General features: G+C 45.0%; 11 protein-coding genes. 6 read left to right on the top strand and 5 right to left on the bottom strand.

Translation table 11 applies throughout. The annotated features are described in order from the left end of the window. The first annotated feature begins 70 nt into the window (after positions 1-70). The gene (locus AC07M6_RS08780) at positions 71-331 is read left to right on the top strand and encodes a hypothetical protein (protein WP_494888633.1); all 261 of its coding nucleotides are present in this window, start codon (positions 71-73) and stop codon (positions 329-331) included. A gap of 76 nt (positions 332-407) precedes the next feature. Here AC07M6_RS08780 and AC07M6_RS08775 read toward each other — a convergent pair whose 3' ends face one another. The 3 genes from AC07M6_RS08775 to AC07M6_RS08765 are packed head-to-tail and all read right to left on the bottom strand — an operon-like array spanning position 408 to position 6222. Next, positions 408-1163 (bottom strand): DUF3823 domain-containing protein, encoded by a 756-nt coding sequence (locus AC07M6_RS08775; RefSeq protein WP_494888632.1) that lies wholly within the window; start codon positions 1161-1163, stop codon positions 408-410. A gap of 11 nt (positions 1164-1174) precedes the next feature. Continuing rightward, positions 1175-3094, bottom strand: a complete 1920-nt coding sequence (locus AC07M6_RS08770; protein ID WP_494888631.1) for a RagB/SusD family nutrient uptake outer membrane protein — start codon at positions 3092-3094, stop codon at positions 1175-1177. 11 nt (positions 3095-3105) lie between these two features. Further along, positions 3106-6222: a SusC/RagA family TonB-linked outer membrane protein gene (locus tag AC07M6_RS08765; RefSeq protein ID WP_494888630.1), complete on the bottom strand. Its 3117-nt coding sequence runs from the start codon at positions 6220-6222 to the stop codon at positions 3106-3108. Between the two features lie 821 nt (positions 6223-7043). On the opposite strand from AC07M6_RS08765, the gene AC07M6_RS08760 reads away from it, so the two are divergent. Continuing rightward, positions 7044-8603 (top strand): sulfatase family protein, encoded by a 1560-nt coding sequence (locus AC07M6_RS08760; protein WP_494888629.1) that lies wholly within the window; start codon positions 7044-7046, stop codon positions 8601-8603. Positions 8604-8646: 43 nt separating this feature from the next. On the opposite strand, the gene AC07M6_RS08755 is transcribed toward AC07M6_RS08760, so the two are convergent. Beyond that, complete coding sequence (locus AC07M6_RS08755) at positions 8647-9378, bottom strand: GntR family transcriptional regulator (protein ID WP_494888628.1); 732 nt, start codon at positions 9376-9378, stop codon at positions 8647-8649. A gap of 340 nt (positions 9379-9718) precedes the next feature. Here AC07M6_RS08755 and AC07M6_RS08750 point away from each other — a divergent pair, with 340 nt between their 5' ends. Genes AC07M6_RS08750 through AC07M6_RS08735 form a run of 4 tightly spaced genes read left to right on the top strand, consistent with a single transcriptional unit; the run spans position 9719 to position 17640 of the window. Beyond that, positions 9719-11515 carry a class I mannose-6-phosphate isomerase gene (locus AC07M6_RS08750; RefSeq protein WP_494888627.1) on the top strand — a complete coding sequence of 599 codons (1797 nt, stop codon included), beginning with the start codon at positions 9719-9721 and terminating at the stop codon, positions 11513-11515. Positions 11516-11520: 5 nt separating this feature from the next. Further along, on the top strand, positions 11521-13854 hold the full coding sequence (locus AC07M6_RS08745; protein WP_494888626.1) for a GH92 family glycosyl hydrolase: 2334 nt from the start codon (positions 11521-11523) through the stop codon (positions 13852-13854). Positions 13855-13877: 23 nt separating this feature from the next. Next, a complete protein-coding gene (locus AC07M6_RS08740) occupies positions 13878-15281 on the top strand; it encodes a sugar porter family MFS transporter (RefSeq protein ID WP_494888625.1) in 1404 nt (467 codons plus the stop codon). A gap of 4 nt (positions 15282-15285) precedes the next feature. After that, the gene (locus tag AC07M6_RS08735) at positions 15286-17640 is read left to right on the top strand and encodes a GH92 family glycosyl hydrolase (RefSeq protein WP_494888624.1); all 2355 of its coding nucleotides are present in this window, start codon (positions 15286-15288) and stop codon (positions 17638-17640) included. 74 nt (positions 17641-17714) lie between these two features. Here the strand turns inward: AC07M6_RS08735 and AC07M6_RS08730 are convergent, their stop codons facing one another. Further along, positions 17715-19817 carry a glycoside hydrolase family 97 protein gene (locus tag AC07M6_RS08730; RefSeq protein WP_494888623.1) on the bottom strand — a complete coding sequence of 701 codons (2103 nt, stop codon included), beginning with the start codon at positions 19815-19817 and terminating at the stop codon, positions 17715-17717. Positions 19818-20007 lie beyond the last annotated feature (190 nt).

The following is a 20007-nucleotide window of genomic DNA, read 5'->3' as shown; positions in this document are numbered from 1 at the left end:
TCTTTGGTATGATACGGTTGAAACATGTTCGGGTATTAGCTGTTTAAACAGGGAGACTAAATACAAAACGATGAATAATATATTGCAAACAGAAAGCGGTGATGTGCATAACCCGAAAGATGAGCGGATCACTAATCAGGATAATTCGGTAACAAATGCCGATCCGGATACCGGTACCGAAAAAGGCAAGCAGGAAAACGAACAAACCAAGCCAGATGATGTGCGCGTGCCCACCGTAACACCGGATAATGACAGCGGCGATCCGGGCCCGCCAGAGGAAGATCCGGCTGTAGATAAGGGCGAAAATAACGCCACGCCTACTGTTAAATGATTAATATTGGAATATTAAATAAACACATCTGACCAAGAAAAAAGGCCGTCTTCTCAAAAAGACGGCCTCTTTTTTACTATGGTACAGTTACCATTTTGGGTTCGTTATAGTTGTATTGTTTAAGGCCATAATCGGTCCTTGCGCCTACACGCACATAGTAATCGCGGCCGGTTAGCAGCGCTCCACCCGAAGTTGTCAGTGTAATGGTTGTTCCAATAGCGGCATTGGCCGTGTTACCAGAATAGCTTACCCTGGTAGTGCGGGCACCATCGTTAATATTATTGCCTACATATTGGCTGGTATTAACAAATACCGCAATATCAGTAATGTTGTTTTGGAACAAGGCGTTGGCTGTTCCCCTGCTAAACTTAGCCTGAACGGTGATAGTGCCATTGGCGTTCAGCACCGGTGTGCCAACCCATTCTACACGCAGCATAGGTTCTACCTTAAAATCAACATTAGTAGTACCGCCTTGTACTTCTACAGTTTGGGTTTGGTCTACCACAGGTGATGTTTGAACCATTGGCACAAACGGGCCCTCGGCAGTTATTTTGTAAGTGCCTTTAAATACTTTGGTATTTACATAGCTGCCATCCTGTTTAACACCCAGGTACTGCGGGGTAGGGTTAGCGCTCCAGCTAATTTCCAATAGCTTGATACGATTGGAATTTGCATTATCCCCAATCTCGCCCTGTACACGCTGGCCGGTCGCAACATCGGTAATACTACCCTGCAAAGTTTGATCAGGACCGTCGTAATTGTCTGTTTTGGTGCATGAGGCTGCCGAAATAACTAACAAACCTAATGCTATATAATTAAATATTCGTTTCATCACTAACTAAATTAATATCCTGGGTTTTGAACTAAGTTGGTGCTTCTGCCAATTACCGCGGTAGGTATCGATTCATAATACCACCTTGTATCGAAAGTATAACGGCTTGCGCGTTCATCCCAACGGTCGTCATAAAAATATTTGGCGGCAGTTGTTGAATAAAAACCGTTAAGTATGCGGTATACGCGGTTGTTCATTTCGGTATCAGCTATGCGCCACCTGCGCAGGTCAAACCACGCTTTGTTTTCAAAAGCAAGTTCTTTTCTTCTTTCGGTGCGTACGGCATTGAGGTTTAATGTGGCAACAGTAGCCAGTGTAGCGCCGGCCCTGTCACGGATCGCGTTAATATCGGTCAACGCCTGGGTTTGATAAGCAGCACCCTGACCGGCATTGAATAATTCCATCGCGGCTTCCGCACGGTTAAGCAGTACTTCGGCATACCGTATCTCTATCCAGCTTTGGTCTGATTTGTTGGTGGCAAGATCTGCGGCAGCTTTATTAGGGTCGAGGTATTTACGGATGGTAAAGCCTGATATACAACCGGCCACACCACTGATGTTGGTAAAGAAACCACTACTACCGGCCGGTGTCAGTTTTTTGCCGCCGCCTATATCATAAGGGGTTTGCGCATCACTTGCGGAAACAACCAGGTTGGTTGTAGGGTACAAGGCTGTACTATTGGCAGGCACCAGCTTATTGATGCCGCCGGCAGATGGACCGGTGTAAATACCGCGGCGGATGTCTATAGTTTGCCCTTTAAACTGGTCGCCGGGGAACAGTACCATACCTTTTAAACGTGGTTCAACGTTTGCGAAAGGGTCACTGGCATTATCGTACAATAAATAGTGGCTTGCGGCATCCAAAGTTTGGAAGGTGCCATCGGTATTTTTGGGCATGCCTTCAAACATTTCTACAAAGTCAAGCGTAGGATTGGTCTCGGCCGAGTAACCGTTACCCCACATTTGGTGAGGTATTTGGTTGGCATCATACCAATGCGCCGCATCGGGCACTTTATATTGCCTGATGTAGATATTCTCGGTACTTGCCGCGTCAAGAAAAGCGTTAGCATAGTTTAAGGCCTGCGCGGCCTTGTCTGTAGCAGACCATGATGCCTTATACAAGCTGTATTTACCGTTGGTTAAGGTGGCCGCATCATAAGCGGCTTTAAAATAATCGTTAGCCTTAGTTGCCGGTATACCGCAAACTTGTACGCCGCCGCTGGTTAGGTTAATGTTATTGTACCTGGCAATACAGCCCGCGAACAGCATCACTCTTGATTTGAAAGCGGCTGCGGCGTATCTGCTCACACGGCCTTTACTGTTCGTTTCGGGCAGGTTGGTGTAGGCATAATCCAGGTCCGATGCGATAAAATCGTAAATGGCTTGCTCAGATGCGCGGGGTATTTTAAAACTTTCCATCTCAGCCACTATATCATCAATAGATTCGCCTAGTTTGGTCAGCACTTTATCAACCAGCGGCACACCGCCATACCGTTTTACAAGCGCGAAGTAGGTGAACGCGCGGATGAAACGTGCTTCGCCCATCCAGTTGTTCACCTGGATGGCGGTATAAGTGCTTGCATACTGCGGTAAAGTTTCCATAAAATAGTTGCATTCGCGTATCAGCGAGTAACCATCGGCCCAATACCCAAAGGTTTCGGTAGTATTGGCTATATCGCGGCTAATGGCCTCGCCGGCATTGGCATAAGCCGAGCCGTAAAAGAAAGTTTTGAAACCGCTGGCTGCCTGGTATTTAAAATCTTCCATTGGCACTTCGCTGTAAATACGTGCCATGTAGGCGGTAATACCTGCTGTGCTGCCAAATACATCCTTATCAGCAATGATATTAAGCGGCGGAACGTCAAGGTTTTTCTTACATGCCGGTGTTACGGCTATCAATGCAAGAAACAGTATTAATATCTTTGTTCTCATTATCTTATGTTTTAAAATTTCACATTTACTCCTAATGAGTATACTTTATCAAGAGGATAAGCATAGTCATATTGCTGACTGCTTGCATTAAATTGCGATGTGCCCGACGGGTGCTCAGGGTCCATATATTTAAGCGAGGTAAAGGTTAGCAGGTTATACCCGTTAAAGAAGATCCTTACGCCCCTGATACCTGAACGGCCCAGTAATTTATTAGATAAGCTGTAACCAACTTCAAGGCTTTTCATACGTACATATGCAGCGCTGTGTGTATTACCGGTACTGTTGGTGATAGGGTATGTGCCAGTATAGGAGTAGTAACCGGGTGTCCATTGGGTAGATGGGCTGTAAGGGTCGGCATTAGGATCGGTTGGGTGCCACCTGTCCAAAAATTGGGTAAGCGCGTTACCACCAGCCCAAAGCGGCTGCTGTGCCTGCTCAACATAGCTGGCATTAACCATGGCCGCACCCTGGAACAAGGCATTAATATCAAAGCCTTTGTACGCTGCGCCTATGTTAAAGCCAAAGGTTATTAATGGTAAACCGAAATTACCGATAGGGTGGATGTCATCACCGTTGATCTGGCCGTCGCCGTTCCAATCCTCATAAGCGTAGTCGCCCACAACTGTATTTCTTGGTACAAAATAAGGGCTATTTTGGATTGCGCTATAGTTTTGGAACTGCCCGGTAGATGTATAACCCATATAAACATTGGTATACCTGTTAGCGCCGGTAGCTATATTCGAGCCGTTTTTCTGGCTCCAGTTAAGGTAAGAGTTGCCTAAGCGCGCCGCGGTTGATACAACGTTCATGATGCGGGTGAAACCAAAAGTACCCCTCACGTTATAATTCACCTTGCCAATGCGGTTGCGGGTACCCAATTCAAAATCAAAACCTTCGTTACGGTCGGAGTTAAGGTTCTGCTGCGGAAGGGAAGCGCCCACAACATCGGCCAGTGAACCTGATTGTGTGCCTAACAGGCCGGTACGGTTACGGCGGAAATAATCGAAAGTAATACTCAGCTTACCATCCCATGCTTCCAGATCAACGCCTGCGTCAAACGTTTTTGAGGTGTACCAGCTGATTGCAGGGTTAGCTATACCTTTATTCTGCACACCGTTGATGAATGTACCGTCGAACACCGAACCTGCCGGCTGGCCTGTAGCCGAACCGCTTGCTGGATAAGTATAACCGGTAAGGAACTGGTACGATGAAGCCGAATCATCACCCAGTACACCGTAACTTCCGCGGAATTTTAAACTGGTAATAAACGCCAGCGCTTTTATCGATTTGAAAAAAGGCTCTTCAGATATACGCCAGCCCGCCTCAGCTGCGGGGAAGAAACCCCATTGGCGTGCTGTGGCAAAACGCGATGAGCCATCGTACCTGAAGCCGAACTTAGCAAAGTAGCGCGATTTATAATCGTAAGTGAAGTTGCCAACATAAGCCGCGTTCTTATATGTGAAAGCGTTTGACTGCGATGAACTTTGGCTGCCCTGCTGGTTAGTACTGTTACCTGCAAACAGCTGATCTATTGGGATAGCCAGTTCGCGCTGTGCGTAAAAGTTATCGCCGCTCCGGGTACTTTCTTCATAAATCAACGATGCTGACACATTGTGCACATTGTTGAAACTGTGATTATAGGTTAACCAGAACTGGGCAAGGCGTGTAGGGTACTCAAACATTTCGCGGCGTATAGTGCTTGGCGATTGTTGTACGTTACCTACCAGATAGTTACCTGTGGCAGCATCGTAGTTATATTCGTTATATGCTTTTTGGAAGGTTTTGTTGTTATTCAAAATGTAGTCAAAGCTGTAAACACCTTTTAAGCTTAAGCCCTTAACAAAAGGGACATCATAAGTAAGGTTAGCCGCGCTTTGGAACCATTTGTTATTAAAGTTGCGGTAACCGCTTGTTTCGATGCTTGATTGCGCAAGTGCCTGTAGCGGAGGGTTAGGTACCGCGTTATAATACGGCGGGGTATTGTTAGCATACAGCGGTAGCGTAGGTAACTGGTACCATGTGCTGCGGATAATCCACCAGGTTGGCTGGTAAGGCGCATTGGTAACATCCATGGTACCCGACAGGTTAAGGCCGAACGTAAGGTTTTTAGCGATCTTTGAACTTAGGTTAGATCGCAGGTTATACTTGCGATAAGTTTGATCACCTGTTCTTAAAATACCATCCTGGCCGGTGTAGCCCAAACTTACATAATATTGCGATTTGTCGCTACCGCCGCTGGCGCTTAGGTTATGCTGTGTTTGCGCGGCACTTCTTTTTATAACCGCGTCGTTCCAATCGGTGCTTTGTTTGGTGCCGTTCTGATAATCGGCAATATTAGCATCGGTATATAATCGGGCTCCCCTTGTCGCGTTCGCCCTGTTGTGCACCGCCTGCTCATTAGCCAGGATCATATACTCTACAGCATTGGTGGATTTTGAGAAATTTACAGGCACCTGGTAGCCAAAATTGCCGGTATAATTAAGCTCTATCGTGCCGGCCTTACCCTTTTTAGTGGTGACAAGAATAACGCCATTGGCAGCGCGCACACCGTATACCGCAGCCGACGCATCTTTTAATACCGAAATACTTTCAACATCGTTAGGGTCAACACGGGCAATGTCTGTACGGGGGATACCGTCAATAACGATCAGCGGACTGCCCATACCACGTATATCGTAGTTGTTGGCAAATGCGCCCGGCTCTGCTGTGTTTTGTACAATGCGCAGGCCCGGTACTTTACCTGCTAAGGTGTTCAGCAGGTTCTCGTTCTTAGTGGTCACTATATCCGAGGCGCTTACAGACGATACAGCGCTGGTCAGCGAAAGCCTTTTCTGCTGCCCATAACCCACTACCACTACCTCGTTCAGTGCCGATGTAGCAGGCATAAGCTTAGCGTTGATAGTAGTTTGATTATTTACCGCTACCTCTACAGTATTGTAACCTACCATAGAGAACACCAGTGTTTGGCCCGTGGAAACACTGATGTTGTAATGGCCGGCGGCATCGGTTAAGGTGCCCGTGGTTGTGCCCTTAATGGCTATGCTTACTCCCGGTAAGGTTGTTCCTTTTTCATCCGTTACTGTCCCTTGAACTCTCGCGGCAGACTGCGGGTAAGCAGAAAGCGACATCAATAGCCCCATTAATAAAACAAGCGACAGTCTGCACACCGGTTTCAGGAGGCCTCCAATGTGATATCGCGATAATGGTAAAGCCCTGTTTCGGGAAGCTATGTGCTGCAAAACTGAGGCACCGGGAGGTTTTTGCCTTAGTTTTGTAATGTAATTATGTGAAAAAGATCTCATAAAAAGTAAAATTTTAAATCATGTTACGTGGTTATAATTAATTGATTAACAGTATGATGTTATGATTTAGGTAGGATGTTTCAGGCAGCGGTGCGCCTTTTTTAACTTGATTTGAGCGGTTTGTACGTAGTTTATCATTGGTTTTAATTTAGAGTTTCCCAGTAAGCGATAGCTGATTAATATTGCAGCTGTATATGCAACACTAATCAGTCAGTTTATCATTTCTATGATCACAGTTTCGGATGCGAGCATTCATGATATTCTTATATCAATAATTTATGGACACCATCATCATGATCAGCAACACTTTAATTGTCGGCACGTATGTTTTCATGATAATTGCAGGTTTATATATGTTATAATGTACAAACATATAAATTATTTTATTATTCCAAATTAATTTGATAATATTTTTGTGTTAAGCTATTTATACCTGTGTATTAAGCAGATGCAGAAGTACAGTAAATACTTATTTATAAACTATAAATAGAGGCCTGCAGGACTTTAATGGCCTTTATTGAAGTGAAAAACACAAGTATTCGCTATTAGTTTAGCCCGAGGTCAGCTTATCCGGTGAAATTTTAAGAATATCACTATAATGTACATACATGAATTTTATTTATAATTGCGCAATAAATTCATGCACTATGAAATTTAAAAAATACTTGTTGCTGCTTGCCATATTGTCCTTACATTTTAGTGGATTTTCCCAGCAAAAGGGAAAAAGTTTAACCAAACCCAATATTTTATTTATTATGGCTGATGATCATGCGCTGCGGGCCATTGGTGCATACGGATCAAAACTTGTAAAAACCCCCAATATCGATCGTATTGCCAAAGAAGGTGCATTAATGCAGCGCGCTTATGTAACCAATTCGGTATGCAGCCCCAGTCGCGCTGTAATTTTGACGGGGAAATATTCACATATAAATGGTATGAAGGATAACGGTACCTATTTTAATGGCGCCCAGCAAACGCTGCCTAAAATACTTCAGCAATATGGTTATCAAACAGCAATTGTGGGCAAATGGCACTTATTCAGTACCCCTACAGGGTTTGATTACTGGAATATCCTGCCCGATCAGGGTAATTACTACCATCCTAAATTTATTAAGATGGGTAAGGATACCGCGTATAGCGGCTATGTAACCGATATAATCACCGATTTGGCCATTAATTGGATAGGTGGCCACAAAAACAAGCCCTTCTTTTTGATGCTGCATCACAAGGCGCCGCACCGCAATGCCATGCCGCCCATTAAGTACCTGGATCAATTTAACCATATTCAGTTCCCGCTGCCTCATACTTTTTACGATGATTATGTAAATAAGCCGGCCCTGCAACGCCAGAGTATTACTATTAAAAACGATTTGGATATCCGCTATGATAGTAAGATCCCCTGTGATACCTGCCCGGTTAACGTCATTAATAACTGGGCGCCTGGTGAATACCAGAAGGAGCTTGCCGGCCTGACACCCGAAGAACGCCGGATATGGGACAAAGCTTATCAACAGAAATATGAGCTATTTAAAACATTGCATACCAGGGCCGAGGTAACCCGGTTCCAGTATCAGCGTTTAATGGAGGATTATCTGCGCTGTGTTATGTCGCTTGATGATAATGTAGGCCGGGTACTGAAATACCTGGATAAAGCAGGCCTGGCGAAAAATACGATCGTAGTTTATATGTCTGATCAGGGTTTTTATTTGGGCGAACATGGTTTGTATGATAAACGCTTTATGTACGAAGAATCGTTCCGTACGCCCATGATGATCCGTTATCCGCAAGCTATTAAGGCCGGTAACAAGCTCAGTCAGTTTGTATTAAACCTGGATATCGCGCCTACGCTGCTTGATCTGGCCGGGATTAAGCCTCCTGCAGATATGCAGGGCGAATCGATGAAGCCCTTATTGACCCGGCAGCCGTTGCTTAAAAAATGGCGGGACGAGATCTATTATCATTATTATGAAAAGTCGTTTAACCTTACGGCTCACTATGGCATACGTACGCGGCAATATAAGTTAATGCACTTTTACGATCCTGTTGATGGCTGGGAGCTTTACGATCTGAAAAAGGATCCCTATGAAACTACAAATGTTTACAATAAACCTCAATATCAGGCCATAGTTACCGGCTTAAAAGCGCGGTTAAAGGCATTGCAGGTAAAGTATAAAGACGAGGAGCAGGATTTCCTGAAGAAAAAATAAGTTTGGTTCAGTAAGTTGGAGTATGATAGGGGGTAGCCACAGGCTACTCCCTTCTGCTTTCTATGGTGTATATAAAACTATCGGCACGGTAATAACCCAGGTTAAACTCAATAGGGCGGTCGCCCTGGTCGTAAACAAACCTTTTACGGAAAAGTATAGGGCTGCCATGCTCAATTTCCAGCTTGGCGGCAATAAATTTATCGGCCGCCTTAGCGCTGATCTCCTCTTTAGACAGGTTGGCTATAGCCGAGTAATCCTTTTCCAGGATCTCGTATAACGGGCGTTTAAAATCCTCGTCGCCGGTTAGGCCCACGCGTGGATGAAAATAGGAGACGAAATATACAAATGGGCCTTCAATGCGGCCCCTTAGCCTTTCCAGTTTCAGGATCTTTTTATCAGTGCTGATCTCAAAAAAGTTGGCTATCTGGTCATCCGGGTTTACCCAGCTAATATGCAGCTCAAAGTTTTTAATAGGTATGCCCCGGGCCTGCATTTCCTGCGAAAAACTAAGCCAGTTATTTGATTTTGAACTCACCGAGGCCCCGGCGACTTTTGTCCCCACGCCCTTTTTACGGAGCAATAAGCCTTCGTAAACTAACTTATTAAGCGCCTGCCTTAAGGTTGTGCGCGAAATGGCTAATTGTTTGGCCAGGTCAACCTCGTTAGGTAAAAATTTGCCATCGGCATATTGCGGGTCTTTGATAATATTGCGCAAAAGCTCTTCGGCTTGCAAGTGCAGGGGCACCGGGCTTTTATGATTAATAGAGAACTTCATTTAATGTAGTTTATCGGTTGTTTGGGCTAAGCCCGTGCTTCAAAATTCAGGTTGTTCCGTTTGTATGCCGTATGTTTTATTCGGGAATACCATATTAAAAACAAATTTAAAAAAATATTTTGTTAATTATCTACATGTTTATATGTTTGTACATATTAACTGCATGATGATATCTATCCATTTATAAAACCAATTACAAAACTTGAACCTGTTGCAAATGCATTTTTCACAATCGGGAAAAGAAATCAGGACTGCTATATGCATACATACGGGCACTTCACCGGGTTAAACAATGGTATACAAATGCGTGTGACTTTTTACTGTAAATTACAAATTCTATATGGATATAAGCTTAAACATACCAAAAAATAAAACCACGACAGATTGGAGGACGGGTATGCAGCCATTAATGCCTGTAAAGGCCGGTGCTGATAAGCCTGATGGATACGATATTTTTCCATGGCACACGGTTGGGGCTAATCAAATATTTAATGGTTATCGTTCGCTGGCCCAGTGGATAGCACAATACAGTTTTGTTGCCCTGGATGGTTACGCCGGCGTTTTTTGGAATGATATTAAGCAATGCCTGGATGAAGAGTTTGATAAACAAGGCCTGACGGTACATTGGATTGATACCGCTGATTATCTTAAAGCCCCCGATGTGATCCAAAAAATGGTTGCCCCTTATTGGGGTGCACCTAATACTGTTTGGGGCACAAAGGCACAGTTACAGTTAAGTGATTTTTATAATTTTAACGGACAAATTACTCCGGATACAAATTACAAACTAACCATAGTTATGGGTACAGCCGCAGGCATGCTGGCCACTGATGCGCGCCTGGTATATTTCGACCTGCCAAAAAATGAATTGCAATTGCGGATGCGCGCCGGTTCGGTCACTAACTTAGGTAATAACATCGCCGAAAGTCCATCCGAAATGTACAAGCGTTTTTACTTTGTAGATTGGGTGGTATTAAACGAATACAAAAAGGATATTCTTGACAGGATTGAGATCATTGCTGATGCGCAGTGGAAAGAAGACCTGAATTGGATGAAAGCGTTTGATTTTAGAGCAGCTTTACAACAGTTAAGTAAAACAGCATTCCGTGTACGGCCCTGGTTTGAGCCGGGCGCCTGGGGCGGCCATTGGATGAAAGACCGTATTGAAGGCATTAATAAAAACGAGGTGAATTACGCATGGTCGTTTGAGCTGATCGTACCGGAAAACGGTATGGTGTTTGAAAGCGACGGCAATTTGCTGGAGGTATCTTTTGATTTTCTGATGTTCAGTCAGCATAACGCAGTTTTGGGTAAACATGCCGAAAAATTTGGTTATGAGTTTCCCATCCGGTTTGATTTCCTGGATACCTGGGATGGGGGCAACCTGTCTATCCAATGCCACCCTTCGGTACCCTATATCCAAAAGCATTTTGGCGAAACCATTACGCAGGACGAAACCTATTATATATTGGATTGCCAGGAAAAAGCCAACGTATATTTAGGCTTTCAGGAAAATATCGACCCGGATAAGTTCAGGGAAAAATTGGAAGACAGTCGTGATAATGGCACCGAAGTAGAGATCACCAAATATGTACAATCGCATCACGCACACAAGCATGATCTTTTTCTGATTCCTAACGGCACTGTACATAGCGCCGGTGCGGGTAATATGGTATTAGAGATTAGCGCTACACCCTATATTTTTACCTTTAAAATGTACGATTGGCTGCGGCTTGATTTAAATGGTGAACCCCGGGCTATTAATATTGAACATGCTTTTAACAATCTTCAGTTCGACCGTAAGGGAGAGAAGGTTGTACAGGAATTAATATCCAAACAATCGGTTATTGATAGCGGTACGGATTGGCAACTGGTACACCTGCCTACCCATAAAGATCATTTTTATGATGTGCACCGTGTGGAATTTAATTCGGAGGTGACCATCCAAACCGAAAACGTGTGCCATGTATTAATGTTGGTAGAGGGTACATCAATTAACGTAGTAACAGCAGATGGCCGAAAAACCACCTACCACTATGCCGAAACTTTTGTAATCCCGGCCGCGGCCCAAACTTATACTTTATACAACAATGGCCCTCAATGCGCCAAGGTGATCAAAGCATTCCTTAAATCATAACTATCATGATATCAACAATAAAAAAATCCCTGCTTGCTTCCGGCCTTATCTGCGCCGCGCTGTTATCGGTTAACGCGCAGCAAAAAAAGCAGCCGGTTGACTATGCCGACCCCTTGCTGGGGACATCCGAATCGCGCTGGATGCTAACACCATGTGCAACAATGCCTTTCGGGATGGTGCAATTATCGCCTGATAATCAGGAGGCTGTTTGGAAATCGGGGTATGAGTATTCCATAAATAACATCGGCGGGTTCAGTCATATCCATTCGTGGACGATGGCCGGGTTATCGGTTATGCCAACGGTGGGTGTTTTAAATATCAAGCGCGGATCGGCCGATAATCCAACTACTGGCTGGACAACCGGTTACCGTTCAAGGATCTATAAAGAAACCGAGAAGGCCAGTCCGGGTTATTATGGCGTTAAGCTGATGAACGGCGATATCACAACCGAACTAACCAGCACAACCCGCGCGGGTTTCTTTAAATTTAGCTACCCGACTGATGAGGATGCCCACGTTTTGTTAAATCTGGATGTGCCTTTTGAAAACACGGCTGAAATATTGGATGCCAAATTTACCAAAGTGAGCGATACCGAAATTGAAGGCTATTCGCACCAAAAATGGGGCTGGCAGGAGTATACCGTGCACTTTGTGATACGTTTTGATAAACCCTTTGAAGCCTTTGGCGGATGGGTGGGTAACAAGATCACCAAAGATGTAAAGGAGATTTCGGGTAAGGGCAAAATGGGCGCTTATGTTGATTTTAAAGCTAAAAAAGGCGAGGTAAGGCAAATGCAAACTGCTATATCGCTGGTTAGTATAGATCAGGCACGCCTGAACCTGAAAACAGAGATGGATCCGTTTAAATGGAGCTTTGCTGCCGTACATAACAATGCCAGGAACACCTGGAACGCTTTGCTCAGCAAAATTAAAGTTGAAGGCAGTACCGAAGTCAATAAAAAGAAATTTTACAGCAACCTGTACCGCTCTTACGTAGCGCGTACTACGTGGAGCGATGTAAACGGTAAATGGATAGATCCTAATGAAAAGGAAAGGCAATCAGACCCCAATTCGCCGATATTAGGTTCGGATGCGTTTTGGAATACTTTTTGGAATTTAAACCAGTTGTGGACATTGGTTAACCCTGATGTTGCCAGCAAATGGACGCGCTCGTTCCTGGAGATCTACAAAGCAGGCGGTTGGCTGCCCAAAGGCCCGGCCGGTATCGAATATTCGGGTATTATGGAGGCATCTCACGAGATAGCGCTGATTACCAGTACCTACCAGAAAGGTATCCGCGATTTTGACGCGAACCTGGCTTTCGAGGCGATGATGCACCAGCAAACAACGCCGGGTGTTAAAACGCCTGAAGGTGGTTTTGCAGGCAATAAGTATTACGAATCGTATCTGAAACTGGGCTATGTACCTAACGAAGAAGGGCAGGTATCCAACACATTAGAATATGCTTATGATGATTGGTGCGTGGCGCAATTTTGCAAGGCCCTGGGCAAAACAAAGGAATACGAAATGTTTATGAAGCGTGCCGATAACTATAAAAACGTTTGGGACCCTTCAGTAAAATACATCCGCATGAAAAACCGTGATGGCAGTTGGGTGAAGGATTGGAACCCTTTATGCTGTACCTCTTTTAACGGACCTGGTTATTTGGAGGGTAATGCCTGGCAATACAGCTTTTTTAACCCGCATGATGTGCAGGGCATTATTAACCTGATGGGTAAGGATGAATTTAATAACCGCCTGGACCAGGGCTTTATCAAATCGTCCAAATTCAGCTTTAACGCGGATGGAGATATGTACGATCTGGTGCCTATTAACCACGGTAACCAACCCAATATGCAGGCAGCATGGTTGTTCAACTATTCGGGCAAGCCCTGGTTAACGCAGAACTGGACGCGCGAGATCATGAACAAGTATTATGGTTCAACCCCATATCACGGCTGGTTAGGCGATGAGGATGAAGGGCAAATGGGGGCGTGGTTCGTTATGTCGGCTATGGGCTTATTTGAAACGGATGGCGGTGCATCCACCAAACCTTTTTATGAGATTGGCAGTCCGCTGTTTCCCAAAACAACCATCACGCTGGATAACAAATACTATAAAGGAAAAACATTCACTATCGAAGCCAAAAACACTTCGGATGTGAACAGGTATGTACAATCGGCCACGTTTAATGGTAAGCCTTTAACCAGGCCCTGGATCTATCACCAGGATGTGGTAAACGGCGGCAGTTTGGTATTGGTGATGGGACCCAAACCAAACGTAAATTGGGGCAGCAAGCCCGGCGATGCGCCGCCATCCATGTCGGCACCGATAAAATAACATTTAACCAATTTAAACCAATAATGATGAAAGATAAAAGCATCAGCTTAAGTACCATTACCATTGTGGCCTCGCTTGGCGGCTTTCTGTTTGGTTTTGATATGGCGGTTATTTCGGGCGTGCTGCCCTTTGTGGAAAAACAATTCAGTTTAAGCGCGGTGCAGGAGGGGTGGTTTGTATCGGCGGCGCTGGTAGGCTGTATTATCGGCGTAGCTTTTTCGGGCGAATTGAGCGACCGCTTAGGCCGGAAGAAACCGCTATTGCTATCAGCTACCTTGTTTTTACTATCCGCTATCGGCTGTGCTCTTATGCCATCGCTATTTTGGGTTATCGCGTCGCGAGTTTTGGGTGGTATAGGCATTGGTATTGCATCTAACGTGGTACCGCTTTACATATCCGAAATTGCACCTGCCAAAATACGCGGGCGACTGGTTACTTATTATCAGTTTGCGCTTACATTGGGCATATTAGTGGCTTATTTAAGTAATGCCTGGCTGGTTAGTTATGCAAACGGGGCGGCCGACGGCAGTATGTTTAAAGCCGAAATATGGCGTGCGATGTTTGGCTTAGGCGCTATACCTGCCATACTATTTTTAGTGGGCCTGTTCGTTGTTCCCGAAAGCCCGAGATGGCTGATCCAAAAAGGCCGAAAAGCGGAGGGACTGGATATCATCAGCCGTATTTCAGGGCATGAGGCCCGCAGCACGTCAACAGAACATGCGGTGCATCGCGAGGGTTCCTATAAAGAACTATTTGCCCCGGGTATGCGCAAGGCCTTGCTGATTGGTATTCTGCTGCCATTATTCTCGCAATTCAGCGGGATTAACGCCATTATTTATTACGGGCCGAGTATTTTAAGCAATGCCGGTATTTCGTTAAGTAATTCGTTAATCAGTCAGGTGATTTTTGGCGTAGCCAATATGCTGTTCACCCTGATCGCGATATGGAAAGTAGATAGCTGGGGCAGGCGGCCCTTGTATTTATGGGGCACCGCCGGGGCTGCTATTACTTTACTGGCTACCGGGCTCTGTTTTTATTATGGTGCCACAGCCAGTATCTGGTTATTAGTATGCGTATTGGCATTTTTGGCCTGCTTTGCTTTCTCTATCGGTCCGCTGAAATTTGTAGTAGCATCCGAGATCTTCCCGAACGCCATACGTGGCCGGGCGCTGGCTATCAGTATCATGACCATGTGGGTAGCCGATACGATAGTAGGCCAGCTTACCCCAATTTTACTGAAGGATTTCGGCAGCGCCGGCACATTCTGGTTCTTCGCTTTCTTTTGCGTGGTAGCCTTTATTACCGTATACAAGCTGCTGCCCGAAACCAAAGGCCAATCGCTGGAGCATATTGAAAACTACTGGAAGGAAAAAGGTGTTGACACTGCAGGGCGCCAGGCTGATGATCAACATATACCAATTCATTAATACGATGTTAAAGATTTTCAAAAGCCCGTTTTTACGGATGGTGTTTGCTATTACGGCTATGGGTTTTCCGATGATAGTTTACGCTCAGCAAAGCGATCTGACAACATACGTTGATCCCCTGATCGGTACGGCACATTCCCGCTGGTTTTTCTTTACACCCGGGGCATCGCCATTTGGTATGGCAAAGCCCGCACCGTCAACCAACGGGCATTATGGCAATGCACATGGCTGGGATGCGGTTGGTTACGATTACCGGCATACTTCGATAGAAGGGTTCGCTAACTTTCACGAGTTCCAGGTAGGAGGCGTAGTATTTGCGCCAATTACCGGCAAGCTACAAACTACACCCGGAAGGTTGGAACATGCGGACGAAGGTTACCGGTCGGAGTTTGACCGGAAGGATGAACATGCTACCGCCGGTTATTATTCGGTACTGTTAAAAGATTACGGCATTAAAGCCGAGTTAACATCTACCCGCCGGGTAGCCTATCATCGCTATACTTTCCCGGCAGGGAAGGAGTCGCATATCCTGTTTGATATCGGCAATAAACAGGGCGAAAGCGGCGAAGTAAAAGATGCCAAAGTATACATTACTCCCGACGGAAGGGTTGAAGGTTATGTGATCACCAAACCCGTTTACGTACTTAAATATCAGCCCGGGGCGCAGGTAGCCATGTATTTTTCGGCGGTGCTGGATAAAAAGCCGGATGCTTACGGCACATTTAAAGGCGCGGAAATTGTAGCTGGTCAAAATGAAACCAATGGTAAGGGTGCGGGTTTATATCTTAGCTTTAATACCAAAGAGCAGGAGAGCATTACCATAAAAGCGGGCTTATCTTATACCTCCATTGAAAACGCGCGCTTAAACTTACAACAGGAAGCCACCGGTTTAACTTTTGACGCGGCTAAGAAAAAAGCGAATACCATCTGGAATAATTACCTGCACCGGATTGAGGTGGAAACCGCTGATCGCGAAAATAAAATTAAGTTTTATACCGGCTTGTACCATGCCCTGCTTGGCCGCGGACTGGCAAGCGATGTAAACGGCGCTTACCCCAAAAATGATGGCAGCATAGGGCAAATCCCGTTGGATAAAAACCAGCGCCCGCAGTATAATCATTATAATACCGATGCCATTTGGGGCGGTTTTTGGAACCTTACCCAGCTTTGGGCCATTGCTTATCCGGAGTATTATTCAGATTTTATTAAGAGCCAGTTATTGATCTACAAAGATTCGGGCTGGCTGGCTGATGGGATTGCCAACAGCGCTTATGTATCGGGCGTGGGCACCAACTTTGTGAGTTTGGCTATCGCCAGCGCTTATATGTGCGGTATCCGCGATTTTGATGTTAAAGAGGCTTATGCCGCTTCCCTCAAAAACGAGATAGACGGCGAAAACCGGCCGCACGGTGCGGGTAAACTTGATGTGGCCCGTTTTGTAAAAAACGGCTATGTAGATCATTTAGACAAAGGCAAAGGTGGCGGCGAATTGTGGCAGTTCTCGGCCTCACATACGCTCGAATATGCTTTCAGTTCGTATGCCGTAGGGCAGTGGGCTAAGGCTTTGGGTAAAACCGCTGATTATAACCTGCTCTCGCGCCTGGCGAAAGGATGGGAGAATATTTATGACCCATCACTAAAACTGGTTCGCCCAAAGCTGGCTAACGGACAGCTTATCGACAATTTTAAACCCAGCGAGGTGTGGCGCGGTTTCCAGGAGGGTAACGCATTGCAGTATACCTTTTACGTACCGCAGGATCCGCAAGGCCTTGTAGCAAAAGTAGGCAAGGCCGAGTTTAACAAACGCCTCGATAGCGTGTTTACCTTCTCGCAAAAGAACGCCTTTGGCGGCGGTACTACGCTGGATGCATTTTCGGGCTTGGAAGCGCCTTATAATCACGGCAACCAGCCCAACTTGCACATCTCGTGGTTGTTTAATTATTCTGGCAAGCCATCATTAACGCAAAAATGGGTACGCAGCATTTGTAATGTGTTTTATGGTGCCGATGGCATACATGGCTACGGTTACGGTCAGGATGAAGATCAGGGGCAATTGGGCGCCTGGTATGTGATATCAAGCATCGGCTTGTTTGATGTAAAAGGCTTAACAGATATCAAACCCACATTTGGAATAGGCAGTCCGCTGTTTGATAAGGTGACCATCAAACTAAACAACAAATACTATAAGGGGAAACAGTTTATCATTGAAACAAAGAACAATAGCGGTACTAACATTTATGTAAAGAGCTTTAAACTCAATGGTCAGTATTTGCATCGTCCGTTTATATCATTTGCCGATGTGGTTAAGGGTGGCAAATTGAGTTTGCAAATGAGTCCGAAACCAACTGATATGTATTAAACCGGTCAATAATCAAGCAAAAAACCACCTGTAAATCAATAACAGGTGGTTTTTTGCTTGATAACAGTTAATCATTACTTCACACTGATGGCAAATCCTCCGCCCGGGGCAACGGCTTGCTTGATAACGGTTTTTGAATTAACCTTCATTTTACGAATTGTATAACTCTGCGGATTTTTATCGTAACTGGCATCCTTTCCATCAGCATAAATAATAGCCTCGTAAGTTTTGCCTTTCGGCAGATAATCAAATGTAATTGTGGCTATGCGCGCATTTTCGTCGGTAACACTCCCGATATACCATTGATCTTTGTTTTTGGCTTTTCTGGCTATGGAAATATAATCTCCCGGTTCGGCCTCTAAAACATAGCTGTCATCCCAATCAATAGCTACATCTTTAATAAACTGAAACGCATCCGCGAATTTATTGTAGGTTTCGGGCAGGTCGGCAGCCATTTGCAAAGGGCTGTACATAGTTACATACAGCGCCAATTGCTTGGCCAGCGTGGTATGCACAAACGATTTATTATCGGGATTATAAGCGCTGATGCGTGTTTGAAAAATGCCCGGCGTATAATCCATCGGGCCACCCATTAAACGGGTAAAAGGCAAAATGGTAGTATGGTCGGGACTGTTACCGCCAAAGGATTCATATTCGGTACCGCGGGCCGCTTCATTACCAATCAGGTTAGGATAAGTGCGGCTCAACCCGGTTGGCCTGATGGCTTCGTGGGCGTTCACCATAATTTTGTATTCGGCGGCTTTGGTAATGGTGTACAGGTAGTGGTTCACCAGCCATTGACCGTAATGATGTTCGCCCCGCGGGATGATCTGCCCCACATAGCCGCTTTTAACGGCATTGTAGCCATTTTCTACCATAAACTTGTACGCAGTATCCAAATGGCGTTCATAGTTGCGTACCGAGCCGGATGTTTCGTGATGCATAATGATCTTTACACCTTTTGATGCCGCATAACGGTGCAATTCTTTTACATCAAAATCGGGGTAGGGGGTTACAAAATCAAAAACATAGTCTTTGGTTTTGCCAAACCAGTCTTCCCAGCCCTGGTTCCAGCCTTCTACCAAAACGGCATCAAACCCGTTTTTAGCAGCAAAATCAATATACTCTTTTACATGTTGGGTATTGGCAGCATGTTTGCCATTGGGTTTAACTTTTGTATAATCTGTCACACCTAATTGCACATTGTCCAGATCGCTATAGGCCCAGGTGCTTTTGCCGGTTATCATTTCCCACCATACACCAATATATTTAACCGGTTTAATCCAGGATACATCCTTGTATTTGGTCGGCTCGTTCAGGTTCAGCACCAGTTTCGATATCAGGATATCCCCGGCCTTATTGCTCACAATAACCGTGCGCCACGGGCTTTGCGTTGGGGCTTGCATATAACCCTTGTCGCCAATAGCATCGGGCGTTAAAAACGACTCCAGCACAAAGTTTTTATCATCCAGGTTGAGCGACATGCAGGAGTAATCTACCAAAGCGGCTTCGTGAATATTAATATACAAACCATCCTTACTTTTCATCATCAAAGGCGTTTGCAAACCGGTTGGCGAAAAGGTGGTTTGACTAACATTGGGCGTAACGGCGGCCTTCATCTTAGCCCTTACTTCCGACAGGTTTGAAGTAACCGTTTCGTATTCCTGCGTATCAAAATCGCCCGGCAGCCAAAACGCTTTATGATCGCCGGCTAAGGCAAACTGCGTATGTTCTTCTTTAATGATAAAATAATTGAGGTTAGGCTGGGATGGAAACTCGTACCTGAAACCTAAGCCATCATTAAATAAGCGGAAGCGGATACGAATGAAACGATCTTTAACCGCTTTTTGGGCCAGGGTTACTAATAACTCGTTGTAGTGGTTACGGATGTTCTTTTGTTCACCCCATACCGGGCTCCAGGTTTCGTCGAAAGTGCTTTGTTCTGATTTGGTAATGGTAAAGCCATCCATAAACGAAGGGACATCTTTGGTCTCTATCCCCAATTTGCTGTTTTTAATAACCGGCTTGTTCTTATAGGTCAATTGGTAAGCAGGGACACCGTTTTCCCGGAGTGCAAATGTAAGCGTGAGGTTTTTATCAGGTGAAGTGATGGTTTGCGCCCGGCCTATCAGCAGGCTATTAATAACAAGTAAAATACATAGGAAAGTTTTACGCATGGCTTTATACAGGTTTATGAAACATTGGTTAACGTCAAAATTTGCAAACCTGTAAAGAGCGTCCTAATAATTTATCCAAAATATAAATTATTTGTAGCTATAAATTATGTAAATAATTATTTATAAGACAGTTATGTTTTAAGGTGCATGAAAAAATTTAAATATAATTGATGATAGATTAAGCTAAAAA

The sequence above is a fragment of the Mucilaginibacter sp. GW821-FHT07H05 genome (assembly GCF_059418485.1).
The sequence above is the reverse complement of the archived record's forward strand: the minus strand, read 5'-3'. Positions and strand labels throughout refer to the sequence as shown.

Coding starts and splice junctions, on each gene's coding strand:
- AC07M6_RS08780 (WP_494888633.1), top strand. CDS start 71: ATGAATAATATATTGCAAACAGAAAGCGGTGATGTGCATAACCCGAAA.
- AC07M6_RS08775 (WP_494888632.1), bottom strand. CDS start 1,163: ATGAAACGAATATTTAATTATATAGCATTAGGTTTGTTAGTTATTTCG.
- AC07M6_RS08770 (WP_494888631.1), bottom strand. CDS start 3,094: ATGAGAACAAAGATATTAATACTGTTTCTTGCATTGATAGCCGTAACA.
- AC07M6_RS08765 (WP_494888630.1), bottom strand. CDS start 6,222: ATGTCGCTTTCTGCTTACCCGCAGTCTGCCGCGAGAGTTCAAGGGACA.
- AC07M6_RS08760 (WP_494888629.1), top strand. CDS start 7,044: ATGAAATTTAAAAAATACTTGTTGCTGCTTGCCATATTGTCCTTACAT.
- AC07M6_RS08755 (WP_494888628.1), bottom strand. CDS start 9,378: ATGAAGTTCTCTATTAATCATAAAAGCCCGGTGCCCCTGCACTTGCAA.
- AC07M6_RS08750 (WP_494888627.1), top strand. CDS start 9,719: ATGGATATAAGCTTAAACATACCAAAAAATAAAACCACGACAGATTGG.
- AC07M6_RS08745 (WP_494888626.1), top strand. CDS start 11,521: ATGATATCAACAATAAAAAAATCCCTGCTTGCTTCCGGCCTTATCTGC.
- AC07M6_RS08740 (WP_494888625.1), top strand. CDS start 13,878: ATGATGAAAGATAAAAGCATCAGCTTAAGTACCATTACCATTGTGGCC.
- AC07M6_RS08735 (WP_494888624.1), top strand. CDS start 15,286: ATGTTAAAGATTTTCAAAAGCCCGTTTTTACGGATGGTGTTTGCTATT.
- AC07M6_RS08730 (WP_494888623.1), bottom strand. CDS start 19,817: ATGCGTAAAACTTTCCTATGTATTTTACTTGTTATTAATAGCCTGCTG.